Here is a 15,177-nt window from a genome sequence, read left to right on the forward strand (position 1 = left end):
GTGATATTCGATTTAACGCAAGCATTTATCGCGCAAACCGCCGGATTGCGCGATAATTCATGGGTTTTGCGGATATGATGCCCGTTACCAGAGCTTCACGTGCCGGTTCACATCCTTGTAGAGCAGGTAACGGAAGCGGCCCGGTCCACCCGCATAGCAGGCCTGCGGGCAATAGGCGCGCAGCCACATGAAGTCGCCCGCCTGCACTTCCACCCAGTCCTCGTTCAGCCGGTAGACGGCCTTGCCTTCCAGCACATAAAGGCCATGTTCCATCACATGGGTTTCCATGAAGGGAATGGTCGCGCCCGGCTCGAAGGTGACGATATTGAGATGCATGTCGTAACGCACATCTTCCGGATCGATGAAGCGGGTCGTCGCCCATTTGCCGTCCGTATCCGGCATGGCCGACAAAGCGTGCTCATCCTCATGCGTGAAGATCGCCGGCGGTGGCTCCAGCCCCTCGATCGCCTGAAACGCTTTGCGGACCCAGTGGAACTTGACGGGCGCCTTGCCCGAATTGCGAAGCTGCCAGCGGGAACCGGCCGGCAGGAAGGCAAAGGAGCCTTCCCGCAACGCATGCTGCACGCCCTCGAATTCCACGGTCATTTCGCCGTCAACGACGAAGATCGCCGCTTCGGCCCGTGCGTCCGGTTCCGGCCGGTCGCTGCCGCCGCCCGGCTGCACCTCGACGATATATTGCGCGAAGGTTTCGGAAAAACCCGTCATCGGCCGGGCGATGATCCACGCGCGAGTGCCGGTCCAGTGCGGCAGCACGCTCGTCACAATATCGGACATGACGGTTTTGGGGATGACCGCATAGGCGGTCTTGAACACCGCCTTGCTCGACAGAAGTTCCGTCTGTCCCGGCAGACCGCCCATATCCGAATAATATCTCTTCATTTCAGCCATTCCATTCTGCAACGCATTCGGCGCGGATTCTTAGGCCCGCGCCAGCGTTTAATCAAATGGTTATTGGCAAGCAGAGACTGGCCCGAAGGATGTCACACCTTCTTACGCATCGTGGCGTAGACGATATTGTGGTTCTCGCCGAAGAACACATCCGCCTCGATGCTTGCGGGATCGGCGCTGGCATTGACGATCCGCCACATATCCGCCTTGGAGCGCAACAGCAGCGCCCAGTTCATGAAGGTTTCCATGTAACCGTCGACGACGATATCCTCCGAGAAATTGGCGAAGAGGAACATGCCGCCGGGCTTCAGCATTTCCATGCAGCACCGCGTGAGTTTGATCGCCACGCGGTCGTTCAGATAATCGTAGAGACCGGCCGCGTATATCAGGTCGAAAGTGCCGAGTTCCTGCGTGCGCAGGACGATATCGCGCACCGAACCGTCGATCGCCTCGATGCAGCTACCGTTGAAATCGCGGGCGACGGAACCGACGCTCAAGGGGTCCTGATCGAGCGCCACCCAGCGCTTGATTTTACCCTCTTTCAGCGCGACGGAGGCATCCGCTTCGCGCAGATGGCCGGAAGCGATGGTGAGGATTTCCGTCTCATTACCGTGCCGGGCCGCAGCCTCATCGACGAACCGTGTTAGCAAATCGCGCCGCTCGCGCACGGCGACCGAGGAACTGGCATCCTTGGTGTAGTCGTAAAGGGCCGCACCGAGCGGCGTGGCGTTATTTACCAGTTCGGCAACGCTGTCGTGGCCATAAATGAAATCGAGCAGCTGGGCATCGCCCGAATAACCCCGCGGCTTTTCGAAAGACCAGCGCGTGAACGGGTCCTCCAGAAAATGGGTCGAAACGGGGTGATTCTGCACCAGCGGAATCAGTTCAGCCCACACGCTGGAGTGGAGCTTCTCCCGCAGGGCATGCAGTGCACCCGCCGTTCTATGTATTATCTCACGTGCTGAAACACGATTGTCGAATTGCTGCTGTGCCAATTCGAGAATGAGCGCAATCTCTGCTTTCGCAACTGCGAACTGCTCATCGAATGTTTCCGTTCTGCGTGCAAAAATCTCTTTTGCGACAGTATCCGGGGTAATCAGACTTGCCCCGTCAAGATTTTTCTTCTTTACCCGCACCACTTCAGCCTCCAGTATTAACACATTGTTAACTATACGTTTCTGGGAGGCGGAAGGCCACTCGCTTTCGATTTTTGAGCGGTGTAGGGATACATTAGTAGATTAGCGTATTTTTTTGGTCACACTGGTGAGGACGGGAGAAAGCAGATACGCGATTTAGTGAAACTTAATGTTGCGAACGTATGATGCGTTCTTCCTTTCCATGTTCTCCGCACGCATCGGCAGGGATCGACGGGAACCCGCACTGGGTGCGACAGCACACGGAAAAGTGGAATAAGCAGTTACTTAATAAAGTATACGCAACACTATGGGAAAGTGCATGAAGCACACATTGGGAGAGGTGAGTGGACAGCAAGACTATCGGCGGCCGGACTCCCGGTTTTCTGATGAACTCCTTGCCCTTTACCAGCAGGAAGGTGAGCGCAGCCGCCGCGGTTCGATCCGGCGGGGCCTGTGGACCGCTGTCTTCATCTATCTGCTGTTTGCCGCAACCGACATCATTCTGATACCTGACGTCGCTTTTTACACCATTATCGCACGCCTGATTGTTGTCCTGTCATCCCTGCTGACGCTGGAGATTCAGCTAAGCAAGGGCGCCAGCACCACGGCGCTCGATCTCACCTGCGCCACCGCTCTCGTCATGGGCTATATCGGCTGGCTGCTGCCCTCGCTGTTGACCGACAATACCGAAAACATGTCCTATTACATGGTTTTCGGGGCGATCTTCATGATGGGCGCCAATCTGTTTTTCACCTTCCGCTTCCATCTGTCGCTGGTGTCTTCAGGCATCATTCTCGTTACCTATTTTCTGGCGGCCACGCAGTTTCCCGAAGACAGCTTCTACAAGTTCGCCTTCGGCACTTTCTACATATCCTGTTTCGTCTTCACCTCTTACGTGAACTGGAACCTGAACCGGGAGCGCTACCACGTCTTCGTCAACGGGCTGGAGGCGAAGGCCCAGCAGAAGGCGGCGGACGAACGTGGCCAGGCGCTGCTGCGGCTTTCCAATACCGACTCCCTGACGGGCCTGCAGAACCGCCGCGCGATAGACCACCATCTGCGCCTGCTGTGGGACAACTGGATCAGGAAGGAAGAAGGCTTTGCCGTTTTCCTGATCGATGTCGACTTCTTCAAGAAATACAACGACCGTTACGGCCACCAGGAAGGCGACAAGTGTCTGGTAACGGTGGGCAACGCCCTGCAGGATGCGATCATCGAACACGGCGCTTCCATCGGCCGCTATGGCGGTGAGGAATTCATCGTGCTGGCGCCGTTCAAGTCCAAGCAGCAGGTGGGTGAGCTTGCCGAAACGATCCGCCACACCGTTGAAGACCTGTCGCTTGCGCATGACCAGCGCCGGGATGGCACCTTCATCGTCACCGTCAGCATCGGTGCGTCCTTCACCCGTTCCAATGCGGACGGCAAGCTGGAAAAGATCATCAACGAGGCCGACCGCGCGCTCTATATAGCCAAGGGCAATGGCCGCAACTGCATGAAGCTGTTCGATCCGGACGACCCGCAAACCAGCGACGAGACGGAGAATATTGCCGCCCTGCTGAAAATCGCCGTCGCGGAAGATCTCGTTTCCCTCGTCTATCAGCCTATTCTCAACATTTCGACCAATGAGACCGCAGGGGTCGAAGCGCTGATGCGACTTCGCCTGCTGGATGGCAATCCAGTCGCACCCGGTATTTTCATTCCGATTGCCGAACGCACCGGCACGATCATGGAACTGGGCCTGTGGACCATCAAAACCGTCTGCAAACAGATACTGGCCGATGACAAGGTGGCGGTCGTCAGTGTCAACGTGTCACCGATGCAATTGAAAAATCCGGGTTTCGCCACTTCCGTGGCGGCCATTCTCGTGGAGGCGGGAATTGCCGGCAACAGGCTCGCCTTCGAAATCACCGAAGGCGTCGACATGGAAATGCATTCGGACGTGCTGCGTTGTCTGAACGATCTGAAAACGCTCGGCATCAATATCTGGCTGGATGATTTCGGAACGGGTTTTGCCGGCCTTTCCTGGCTGCGCATGACGGATTTCGATACCGTCAAGATCGACCGCTCCTTCCTGCACGACAGCAAGACCCCGCGTGGCCGGGCGATGCTGCAGGACATGATCCGCCTCATTCGCAACCGCGGCCACAAGATCCTGATCGAAGGCGTGGAGACTGAGGAACAGCTGAGGCTCGTGCGTCAGATGGAGATCGACTACGCGCAGGGTTATTATATCGGTCGCCCCATCGGGGCCGAAAGGCTGGGCGCGGCGGCAGCGCCCTATCCGCGCCCGAACATGCTGCTGCGCCCTGCCTGATCGCGGGATGACGGCGGAACGCCGCCGTCAGCCGCAGGCCGCTTTAATGATAGGCGGGCGGGTTGACCAAGAATTTTACGGCAAGCTCCGAGAAGGCCGCCCGCGTGACGGGATCGACAGGAGCCCCTTCCCTCTCCCGCCTTGCCGCCACCGCCCACTCCCGGTCACCCGGCGCCATGACCTTGCAATCCTCCCGCACGGGGGATCCGCGCAGGACCTCGAGATAACGTTTCATGCCCTCGTCGAACACCTCGCGCTCCAGGAAGGCTTCCGGCTTCAGCGCCAGAACGAAGGCCCCAAGCCCGCGCGGCGTGGAAAAATCCGGCCCGCCCATGGGAGCGATATCGAAGCTGAGTTTCATGCCCGTGAGAACAGCGCTGAAAATCTCGACCATTCCCGCAAGCGCCGCACCCTTGAAACCGAACTCGCCGCCGACCGGGGCAAGCATTTCAACGGCATGGGGATCGCGCGTATCGACACCATCACCATCCGAGGCGACACCTTGCGGCAATTGCTGGCCGAGGCTCCGGTAAAGCAGGACACGGTTATAGGGAACCGCACTGGTGGCCATATCCAGCAGCCAGGGCATGTCATCCGCTGCCGGTACACCGATGGCGATGGGATTGGTGCCGTGGAAACGCATGGCGCCATCATGCAGGCGCACGAAACTGTCGGAATTGCAGAAGGTGAGGCCGATATAGCCCTGCCGCGCCGCTTCCAGCGCATAAGCGCCGGCCGGGCCGAAATGCGATGAGTTGCGGATCGCCACCGCGCCAATGCCGAATTTTTCCGCGAGCGCCATGGCGCTGTCCATCGCGGCATAGGTGGCGCGGGCGCCATGGGCATGGTCTGCGTCGATCGTCTCCACCGCGCCGAAGCCCGAAACGCGGCGGATCTGCGGCCGCCGATTGAGACGCCCGCCTTCGAGCGCGGTAATATAATGGGCGAGCAGGCGGACGCCGTGGCTGTCTACACCGAGCCTTGTGCCGTGCATCATGGCGCGTGTCGCCGCATCGGCCGTTTCGTCATCGGTGCCGGCGGCCAGGAAAACGGTGCGGCAAAACCGCTCCAGCTCATCCAGACTCGCCAGAACGGTGGCTTTTTCATTGCTGTGCGCCATGAGGGAATCCTCCCAATTCCAGAATCCATGCCGCACAAGCTATTCACGGGGCGCGTTTTTGCAATCGAATATCGCGCGCCCGAAGGCTCAATCAGTCTTCCGCTCCCATGGCATCGTAAGAAGAGCGTTCGCCGGCGATAATCGCGCGTTTGCCGACATGGTTGGCAGGCCCGACAATGCCTTCCTGTTCCATGCGCTCGACCAGCGAAGCGGCACGGTTATAACCGACGGACAGGCGGCGCTGAATATAGGAAGTAGAGCACTTGTTGTCGCGCATCACCACCTTGACGGCCTTTTCATAGAGATCGTCGCTATCATCCTCGCCCATGGCGGTCTTGTCGAAAACAGCGGCTTCCTCTTCCACCTCTTCGTCGGTTTCGTCGGCGTCTTCGGTAACGGTGCCGAGATATTCCGGGCGTCCCTGCGTCTTCAGATGCGCGACCACCTTTTCCACTTCCTCATCCGAAACGAAGGGACCGTGGACACGGGCGATGCGGCCGCCGCCCATCATATGCAGCATATCGCCCTGGCCGAGCAGATGTTCCGCGCCCTGTTCGCCAAGGATGGTGCGGCTGTCGATCTTCGAGGTCACCTGGAAGGAGATACGGGTCGGAAAATTCGCCTTGATCGTACCGGTGATGACATCGACTGACGGGCGCTGGGTTGCCATGATGAGATGGATGCCGGCAGCACGCGCCATCTGCGCCAGACGCTGGATCGCACCTTCGATTTCCTTGCCCGCGACCATCATCAGGTCGGCCATTTCGTCGACGATGACGACGATATAAGGCATGGCCGTGAGGTCCATTTCCTCCTGCTCGTAGACCGCCTCGCCGGTGGCGCGGTCGAAGCCGCTCTGCACGTTGCAGAACACCGCCTCGCCCTTGGCGCGGGCAGCAGCGGCCCTTGCATTGTAGCCATCGATATTGCGCACGCCGAGACGCGACATCTTGCGATAACGGTCTTCCATTTCGCGCACGGCCCATTTCAACGCCATGACCGCTTTTTTCGGATCGGTGACTACAGGCGTCAACAGATGCGGAATACCGTCATAAACGGAAAGCTCGAGCATCTTGGGATCGACCATGATGAGACGGCATTCTTCCGGCTTCAGACGATAGAGCAGCGACAGGATCATGGTGTTGATGGCGACCGACTTGCCGGAACCCGTGGTGCCGGCGACCAGCAGATGCGGCATCTTCGCCAGTTCGGCGATGACAGGTTCGCCGCCGATGGTCTTGCCCAAGCAAAGCGCAAGCTTCTGGCGGGTCTCGGCGTAGTCTGTCGCTTCGATCAGTTCGCGCAGATAAACCGTCTCGCGCACCGGGTTCGGCAGTTCGATGCCGATGACATTGCGGCCGGGCACGACGGCGACACGGGCCGAGAGCGCCGACATGGAGCGGGCGATATCGTCCGACAGGCCGATGACGCGCGAGGACTTGACGCCGGGAGCCGGTTCGAACTCATACAACGTGACGACGGGGCCGGGGCGGACATCGATGATCTCGCCCTTGATGCCGAAATCCTCCAGCACGCTTTCGAGAAGCCCGGCGCTCTGCTCCAGCGCTTCCGGTGTCATGGTCGTGGTCTGCTGGACGCGGGCCTCCTGCAGAAGATCGATGGAGGGGTATTCATATTCCCCCTCGGCAAAAACCGGAGCTTCGCGGAACATCGGCTGCGAGGCCTGGATGGGCGCGCGGGGCGTGAAGCGCGGCTCGGCCGCAATTTTCTCAACCGGCTGAACCTGCTCCACAGGTCTCGGCGTTTCGACAACCATCGGCGCTTCCGCGACGGGCGGCGGTGCGACTTCCTGTTCCACGACCGGAAGGGCGGCAGGAACGACGGACTGACGCACGCCGATCTCGCGGTAAAGCCGGATTGCAGAACCACCCGGCACGGTGACGACAGGAGGTTCGGACGAAAGCACGATCGCAGCGGCTGCCGGCGACACGACGGCGACCGGCGCGACTATCGCAGGCGCGGTGACGACCGAATTTGCAAGAACGGCGCGCGTGGACGCGGAAACGCCCTCACTGGCGCCGCCCGGCAGATCGAGCGTCATCACTTCCCAGAAAAGCTCATCCGGCAGATGGGCGGCGAAAGCAGGAATGACGGCCTGAGCGGCCTCGACAGCAGGTGCGACGGATTGCGGCTGAACCGACGGGAATATCTGCGGTACCGGCGCTTCCACGGCTACGGAGATACCTTCCTGAACCGGCATCTGCGCAGCGGCAGCCGCCTCTTCCGCCTGCTTGCGGGCAAGCTCCAGCCGCAATTTGTAAGTCAGCGCTCTGGCGCCCCGGGCCTCCGGCGGCTGCGGCAGAAACGGCATGCGCGGCGGCGGCACGCGCTGCTCCGCCGGCTTCACGACGGGTTGAGGGACAGGAGCAACCTCCTCCTGCACAGCCTGCTGCTGCGCCACCGCTCCCTGCTCCACCGTTTCAGGCGGAGCGGCAGCCGGGATTTCCTCTTCCGGAATATTGGGTGTCTCGACAGGCATGCGCCGGGCAAAGGCGCTTTCCGGCGTGCGGGTGAAACGCACATTCGGGCCGAGCACGAAAGCATTCTGCCAGCCGGGCATCTCGGCGCGGCCTTCGATGGCGTCGGCTGCGCTGACATCGGCATTCGGCCGGGGTGCCGCGCCCGCCTTCATTCCCGCCGTCTGCTGACCGGCAACCGACTGGCCGTCGGCATGACGAGCCTTCTCGCTCCCCTCCCCTACGCTATTGGACGAATTCTGGAATCTGGATCGGGAGAAACTCATGGCAGCGTGCACACTCATCATAAACGTACATATTTCGGTCTCCCTGAAATAGAAAATAAAGGTTAATTACCCCTTTCCAGACAGGGCCGCCGAGGCAGATTTTCGCTCCGCCCACAGGCGCAACGGGGCACACACGGCCGAAGCATCGGTATCCCAACCACCTAATTTCATTGCGTTAAATCAATTTTCCGGAACATCGTCGCCGGCAGGACCGCAGCAGGAGAAAAGCGTATTGCCGCCGGAAAGCATATTGTTTCCGCAAAGGCCCACGCAACGTAAAATCATTGCTGTAAAGCCCGCGAATTAACGTGGACACTGCCGAGGTTGCAGTCTTAAGATCGGCCGCCGCGGACCAAGTGGAAAGGCCCGCCCAGCCCTCATTTCCGGAGTGAATCATGTCGCCTGTCCACCTGTCCCGCCGCTCGCTTCTCAAGACATCACTCCTTCTTGCCGCAACCACGGGTTTGGCGGGCATCGCCGCCGCGCAGCAGGCGGCACCCGGCGGAAGGCTGATCGTCGCGGCCGATTCGGAGCCGAAGAACCTCAACCCGGCAATCGTCGCCTCAAACGGCGTGTTTTATATCGCCAGCAAGATCGTCGAGCCGCTGGCCGAAGCCTCCTTCGATGGCAAGGACGGGCTCACACCGCGGCTTGCGACCGAATGGCAGGGATCGGATGACGGTCTCAGCGCCACTTTCAAGCTGCGCGAAGGCGTGTCCTGGCATGACGGCAAGCCGTTCACCTCGGCGGATGTGGCCTTTTCGGCGCTCTACATCTGGAAGCCGTTACAGAATCTCGGACGGCTGGTCTTCGCCAATCTCGAGAAGGTGGACACGCCGGATGAACACACGGCGATTTTCCGCTTCTCCAAGCCCACGCCCTTCCAGCTCATCCGCAACGCACTGCCGGTCGTTACCAGCGTCGTGCCGAAACATCTTTATGAAGGCACCGATATCGCCACCAACCCGGCCAATACCAAACCGGTCGGCACCGGGCCTTTCGTCTTTGCCGAATACAAGCCCGGCGAATATTATCGCCTGACCCGCAATCCCAATTACTGGGGCAAGGACGAACCGCAGCTCGAAGAGATCATCTACCGCGTCCTGCCGGACCGGGCGGGTGCGGCTTCCGCGCTCGAAGCAGAGGAAATCCAGCTCGCCGCCTTCTCCGCCGTGCCTCTGGCCGATCTCGACCGCATCTCAAAGGTGGCGGGCATCAAGGTCATTGCCGATGGTTACGAGGCGCTTACCTATCAGCTGGTGGTCGAAATCAACCATCGCCGCAAGGAACTGGCCGATCTCAAGGTCAGAAAGGCCATCGCCCACGCCATCGACAAAAAATTCGTCATCGACAAGGTCTTCCTCGGTTACGCCACGGCATCCACAGGCCCGGTACCGAAGAACGCCCCTGAATTCTACACCGACGATGTCGAGACCTATGATTTCGATGTGGCCAAGGCCAATGCCCTGCTGGACGAGGCGGGTTATGCGCGCGGCCCGAACGGAACACGTTTCTCGCTGAAACTTCTGCCGGCGCCCTATTTCAACGAAACCAAGCAGTTCGGCTCCTATCTTCGTCAGGCGTTGCAGGAAATCGGCATCGATGCCGAGTTGGTCAACAATGATTCAGCCGCTCACCAAAAGGCCGTCTACACCGATCATGCCTTCGATCTCGCCATCGCGCCGCCGGTCTTCCGCGGCGACCCGGCAATTTCCACCACCATTCTCGTGCGTTCCGGCATTCCGGCGGGCGTCGGCTTCTCCAACCAGGGCGGTTACGAGAACAGGACGCTGGACGAATTGATCGACAAGGCGGCGATAACGGTCGACACCGCCGCGCGCACGGCGCTTTACAAGGATTTCCAGAAGCACGTCGCCGCCGATCTGCCGCTGATCAACGTTGCCGAATGGGGCTTCATCACGGTGGCGCGCGATACCGTCAAACATGTCGCCAGCAATCCCCGCTGGGCCGTTTCCAATTGGGCGGATACGGCGGTCGATACGTAAGGATGCATCGTGAAGCGTGCAGTAACATTGCTGAAGCGAAGGGCAGTCAGCGCCATTCCGGTGCTGCTGATCGTTCTCATCTTCACTTTCGTACTGCTTGAAAATGCATCCGGAGACGCGGTGGACGCCTATCTCGTCTCCATCGGCGGCGGCGATGCCGGGCTCAGGGATGTACTGCGCGAGCAATATGGCCTGAACGGTTCGGTGCTGGCCCGTTTCTGGCTCTATGCCAGCTCGGTGCTGCGGCTCGATCTCGGCTGGTCGCTTGCTTTCGAGCGGCCGGTGCTGGGGCTGATCCTCGAGCGGCTGCCGAACACGCTTCTGCTGATGGGCAGCGCCACCGCATTCGCCTTCATCCTCGGCACCGGGCTTGGCATTGTGGCCGGCGCGCGTCCCGGAGGGCTGACGGATCGCGTGCTTTCAACGCTTTCGCTGGCGCTTTACGCCACGCCCGGCTTCTGGCTCGGCCTCGTGCTGGCCATCGTCTTTGCCGTTCAACTCAAATGGCTGCCCACCTCAGGCATCGAAACCATCGCCTCGGGCAAGCAGGGATTTGCAAGGGCGCTCGATATTGCCCGCCATCTCGTGCTGCCGGTCGCCAGCCTCGGCCTCATTTATCTCGCGCTTTTCTTGCGCGTCATGCGCACTGCCATGGCGGCGGTCTGGCCGCTGGATTTCGTGCTTTTTGCTCAATCCAAGGGGCTTTCCAAACGGCGGATCGTGCTGCGCCATGTCGCGCGCAACGCCGCTCTTCCGCTTGTCACCGTGCTTGGCCTGCAGGCTGCGACCATGTTGGGCGGCAGCGTGGTGATCGAAAGCGTCTTCGCGATTCCCGGCTTCGGCCGGCTGGCGCAGGAGGCGGTCAGCGGCCGCGACACACCGCTTTTGATGGGCATTATTCTGACAAGCGCCGTCTTCGTCATCCTCGTTAATCTCGCCGTCGATATTGTCTATGCCGTTCTCGATCCGCGCATCGGCAGCGGGGAGCGACAGGCATGAGTTTCGCTCTCCGGCTGCTGCGCAGTTTCGAAGGCGCCACGGGCACCATCATTCTGGTGCTGCTTGCCATGACGGCGCTTGCCGCCCCCCTCCTCTTTCCGGGCGACCCGCTGGCCATTGTTGGCGAGCCGCTGATTGCGCCCTTTACGGATGCCGCCCTGCCGCTGGGCACCGACCGGCTGGGCCGCAATGTGCTGGCCGAGCTTGCCCATGGCGCGCAGGCCTCCCTGCTCGTCGGCATGGGTGCTGCCGCCGCCGCGCTGGTGATCGGCACCGTCATCGGCACCATTGCCGGATTTGCCGGCGGTCTCGTGGATGAAGCATTGATGCGCGTCACCGACGCCTTCCAGATCGTGCCGAATTTCCTGCTCGCACTCGCCTTCGTCAGCACCATCGGCCCTTCCATGCCCATCGTCATTCTCGCCATTGCGCTCGGCGCATGGGCGGATCCGGCGCGGCTGATGCGGGCGCAGGTGTTGAGCATCCGCGAGCGCGACTACGTGCAATCCGCCCGCGCCATCGGCATGCATCCGCTGGAAATCGCGTTCCGGCAGATTTTACCGAATGCCCTGCCGCCGGTTCTGGCGCTGGCCGCCATCATCGTCGCGGCAGCGATTCTCACCGAAGCTGCACTGTCCTTCCTCGGGCTTGGCGATCCCAATATCGTCACCTGGGGTTCTATGATCGCCGAAGGACGCAACGTCCTGCGCTCGGCCGCGTTTTTGTCCGTCATCCCCGGCATCGGCCTTCTGGTCACCGTTCTCGGCGTCTACCTTCTCGGCGAAGGCATCAACAGGGCGATGGCGACGGGGAGGCAAGCGCCATGAGCGGAAATGCGCTGTGCCGGATCGACGATCTCAGCGTTTTTTATGCGGCGGGCGATGCACCGGCCTTGCAGAATGTTTCGCTGACGATCCGGCAGGGGCAAAGGCTGGCGATCATCGGCGAAAGCGGTTCGGGAAAATCCACGCTCGGCAGAGCCATTGCCGGGCTTCTTCCCGGTAATGCCCGGGTTTCCGGCGATATTTCCTGGAGCCGCGATAGCGGCCTGTTTCACGGCAGGCCGCTGCCAGGGCGAGATATCGGCACGATCTTTCAAGATACCGGCGCGACACTCAACCCGGTTCTCACCATCGGCGAACAGGTGGCGGAAGGCGCCTCGCGGCATCTCGGCCTGTCATGGGGGCAAGCGCGCGATCTTGCCCGCGATCTTCTGGAGCGGGTGCGGCTGCCGCATCCTTCCCATCTGCTCACCGCCTATCCGCACCAGCTTTCCGGCGGCCAGAGGCAGCGCGTGGCGATTGCCGCCGCCATTGCCGCCAGTCCTTCGATCCTGATTGCCGACGAGGCCACGAGCGCACTCGATACGGTCAGCCAGGCCGCAATCGCCACGCTGCTGGACGATCTGGTGCGGCAGGAAAACAAGACGCTGGTGTTCATCACCCATGATATCGGCCTTGCTTCCAGCCTTGCCGACGAGATCGCGGTTCTGCGCGCGGGGCTACTGGTGGAACACGGCCCGACGCGGCGGGTGCTCTCCACACCCTCCCATGACTATACGCGTGCGCTGCTTGCAGATTATCTCGATCTCTCCACCCCGCCGCTCATCAGCGAGGCCGCGTCATGAACGAAGCCCTTCTGAGTGTCGACGGATTGTCGAAAACCTATCGCACCGGCGCAAGAACGGTGGCGGCGCTTTCCGACATCTCCTTTTCGCTTCAGCCCGGCGAGACCCTGGGGCTTGCCGGTCCCTCCGGCTGCGGGAAATCGACACTGGCGCGCATTCTGATGCGGCTGATCCCGGCCGATGAAGGCACGATCCATTTCAAAGGCCGTGACTGGCTGGCGCTTGACGACGGCAAGCTTCGTGCCGCCCGCCGGCACATGCAGATGGTGTTTCAGGACACGCATGGTGCCTTCAATCCGCGCGCCAGCGTCGAGGATGCCATCGGCGAACCGTTGCGCATCCATCGCATGGTCAAAAGACGCGAGCGTGCGGCGGAAATACACCGCCTTCTCGAGCGCGTGGGCCTGCCCGCCAGCTATGCCGGCCGCTCGGTCTTCGAGCTTTCCGGCGGCCAAAGGCAGCGTGTCGCGATTGCACGGGCCATTGCGCTCAAACCGTCGCTTCTCATTCTGGACGAAGCCGTATCCGCGCTCGATGTTTCGGTTCGCCGGCAAATCCTCGAACTGCTGGTGGAAATACAGCGGGAGACGGCCGTTTCCTGTATTTTTGTTTCCCATGATCTCGCGGTCATCCGGGCCGTCTGCCACCGCGTCGCCATCATGGAAGCGGGGCGGATCGTTGAAATCGGCAGGACGGGAAATATCGTCTCGGCGCCGCAATCCTCGACCGCCAGAACCCTGATCGACGCCGCACCGCGCCTGACCATTGCCACGTAAGGAAAAGACATGCCCGTTCTGGATTATGCATTGCTGCTCGACCCGCCCGCTTTTCCCGCGGAGCGTTACGCGATTCTGGCTGACCGGCTGGCAGCCTTGATGGGCACGGGGAACGACGTCCTTCTCATGCAGGCGGAAGCCGTGCTGGCGCTTGAGGCGGCGGCGACGAGCCTTGCCCGACCGGGTCTTAGAGCGCTCAACATCGTCACCAGCCCCTATGGCGCATGGTTCGGCGGCTGGCTTGCGAGAGGCGGCGCGACGGTGCGCAACCTGACGGCCAGCCCGGCAAAGCCGGTCACGCTGGAGGAGGTGGAACGGGCGCTGGACGAGGGCCCGGGCTTCGATCTTCTCGCCCTCGTCCATGCGGAATCGGCAAGCGGCATTCTCAACCCCCTGCCCGCCATTGCCGCGCTCGCTCGGCAAAGGGGCATAGTGACCCTTGTCGATGCCGTCGCCTCCATCGGCGGCCATGCCTTCGAGGTCGACCGGCTGGGCATCGATATCGCCGTGATCGGCCCGCAAAAGGCGCTGGCCGGCCCGGCCGGGGTTTCCGCCATTTCCGTCAGCGAAAAAGCATGGGAGCTTCTTTCCCATGGTGATGCGCCGGCAAACTCCATGCTCTCGCTTCTGGACCAGAAAAAACTCTGGCTCGATGCCGGCCGCGGCGTGCTGCCCGGAACGCCCGCTCCGCTGGAATTCTACGCGCTGGAGGCCGCCCTCGACCGGATAGAGGCGGAAGGTCTGGCATCCGCCAATGAACGCCACGAAAGGGCGGCAGCGGCCACCCGGAACGGCATCAGGGCGCTCGGTATCCCGACCTGGGTGGAAGAGGCACACGCCTCCGCCCTCGTTTCCACGGCGATCCTGCCGGATACCGTGGAGGCCAAGGCGTTCCTCGTCGCTGCATCCCAAAAGCAGGGCGCAGATCTTTCCGCCGGTGTCGGCCCCGGCGCGGAACGGCTGATAAGGCTCAATCACACCGGTCGGAGGGCGCATCCGGAGGCGGTAAAAGCCAATATCGCGGCCTTCTCCAGCGCCCTGAAGAGCCTCGGCCATGCCGCAGATACCGATTCCGCACTGGAAGCGACTGAAAAAGCCTATTCTGACGCCCCTGCGAACGGCGTTTAATGCCGCTAATAAACGTTCATTGCGCCAAATCCGGCAGCGTTGGAATGTCAGTCACGACATTGTTGTTAAAAATGGTAGACAAATTCCTCGGCCAATCTTGACGAAATCATGGCAACGCGCGAAACTTAACGCTACGTTAACTCGCGTGAAGAAGGGAAATGGCCATGGTAGCAGGGTTCAACATGCTCTCCTTTGACCTCTTTGGCATCGGCCGAAGGATGCCCGTCGTCAATGAGCGGGTGGAGACCGAGTTTCAGGACAAAACGCCGCGTAGACCCGACGACGAGTCGCACGACGATGATCGCGATCAGGAATATGAACTGTTCTTCTGGTCGCTTTACCCGGTGATCTGAGCCATTTACAGCGGCTTGCAGGCATGAACCTTGCCAAGGACCGCG

12 protein-coding genes are annotated in these 15,177 nt (G+C 61.0%); 8 read left to right on the forward strand and 4 right to left on the reverse strand.

Annotated elements, in window-relative coordinates; translation table 11 throughout:
- Positions 1-84: 84 nt before the first annotated feature.
- Complete coding sequence (locus L904_RS09065) at positions 85-909, reverse strand: bifunctional allantoicase/(S)-ureidoglycine aminohydrolase (protein ID WP_035263903.1); 825 nt, start codon at positions 907-909, stop codon at positions 85-87.
- Positions 910-1,001: 92 nt separating this feature from the next.
- Entirely contained in the window at positions 1,002-2,048 is a 1,047-nt protein-coding gene (locus L904_RS09070; protein ID WP_035263905.1) for a class I SAM-dependent methyltransferase, read from the reverse strand.
- 316 nt (positions 2,049-2,364) lie between these two features.
- Between L904_RS09070 and L904_RS09075 the strand changes: the two genes are divergently transcribed.
- The gene (locus L904_RS09075; RefSeq protein WP_035263906.1) at positions 2,365-4,359 is read left to right on the forward strand and encodes a bifunctional diguanylate cyclase/phosphodiesterase; all 1,995 of its coding nucleotides are present in this window, start codon (positions 2,365-2,367) and stop codon (positions 4,357-4,359) included.
- A 43-nt stretch (positions 4,360-4,402) separates the two neighbouring features.
- Here L904_RS09075 and L904_RS09080 read toward each other — a convergent pair whose 3' ends face one another.
- Both L904_RS09080 and L904_RS09085 read right to left on the reverse strand, forming a co-directional pair.
- The gene (locus tag L904_RS09080) at positions 4,403-5,479 is read right to left on the reverse strand and encodes an Ldh family oxidoreductase (protein WP_020809437.1); all 1,077 of its coding nucleotides are present in this window, start codon (positions 5,477-5,479) and stop codon (positions 4,403-4,405) included.
- A 91-nt stretch (positions 5,480-5,570) separates the two neighbouring features.
- Positions 5,571-8,264, reverse strand: a complete 2,694-nt coding sequence (locus L904_RS09085) for a DNA translocase FtsK (protein WP_020809438.1) — start codon at positions 8,262-8,264, stop codon at positions 5,571-5,573.
- 374 nt (positions 8,265-8,638) lie between these two features.
- On the opposite strand from L904_RS09085, the gene L904_RS09090 reads away from it, so the two are divergent.
- From L904_RS09090 to L904_RS28095, 7 genes are all read left to right on the forward strand, one after another.
- Positions 8,639-10,249, forward strand: a complete 1,611-nt coding sequence (locus tag L904_RS09090; RefSeq protein WP_020809440.1) for an ABC transporter substrate-binding protein — start codon at positions 8,639-8,641, stop codon at positions 10,247-10,249.
- A gap of 9 nt (positions 10,250-10,258) precedes the next feature.
- Complete coding sequence (locus tag L904_RS09095) at positions 10,259-11,248, forward strand: ABC transporter permease (RefSeq protein ID WP_031233608.1); 990 nt, start codon at positions 10,259-10,261, stop codon at positions 11,246-11,248.
- Complete coding sequence (locus tag L904_RS09100) at positions 11,245-12,075, forward strand: ABC transporter permease (protein WP_020809442.1); 831 nt, start codon at positions 11,245-11,247, stop codon at positions 12,073-12,075. The genes L904_RS09095 and L904_RS09100 overlap by 4 nt, the downstream gene beginning before the upstream one ends.
- Positions 12,072-12,875 (forward strand): ABC transporter ATP-binding protein, encoded by an 804-nt coding sequence (locus L904_RS09105; RefSeq protein WP_020809443.1) that lies wholly within the window; start codon positions 12,072-12,074, stop codon positions 12,873-12,875. The genes L904_RS09100 and L904_RS09105 overlap by 4 nt, the downstream gene beginning before the upstream one ends.
- The gene (locus L904_RS09110; protein ID WP_020809444.1) at positions 12,872-13,651 is read left to right on the forward strand and encodes an ABC transporter ATP-binding protein; all 780 of its coding nucleotides are present in this window, start codon (positions 12,872-12,874) and stop codon (positions 13,649-13,651) included. The genes L904_RS09105 and L904_RS09110 overlap by 4 nt, the downstream gene beginning before the upstream one ends.
- Before the next feature lie 9 nt (positions 13,652-13,660).
- A complete protein-coding gene (locus L904_RS09115) occupies positions 13,661-14,779 on the forward strand; it encodes an alanine--glyoxylate aminotransferase family protein (protein WP_020809445.1) in 1,119 nt (372 codons plus the stop codon).
- A gap of 158 nt (positions 14,780-14,937) precedes the next feature.
- Positions 14,938-15,132 carry a hypothetical protein gene (locus tag L904_RS28095; protein WP_003523745.1) on the forward strand — a complete coding sequence of 65 codons (195 nt, stop codon included), beginning with the start codon at positions 14,938-14,940 and terminating at the stop codon, positions 15,130-15,132.
- The last annotated feature ends 45 nt before the right edge of the window (positions 15,133-15,177 follow it).

It is taken from the genome of Agrobacterium sp. LY4, assembly GCF_001526585.1.
Taxonomy (GTDB): Bacteria; Pseudomonadota; Alphaproteobacteria; order Rhizobiales; family Rhizobiaceae; genus Agrobacterium; species Agrobacterium leguminum.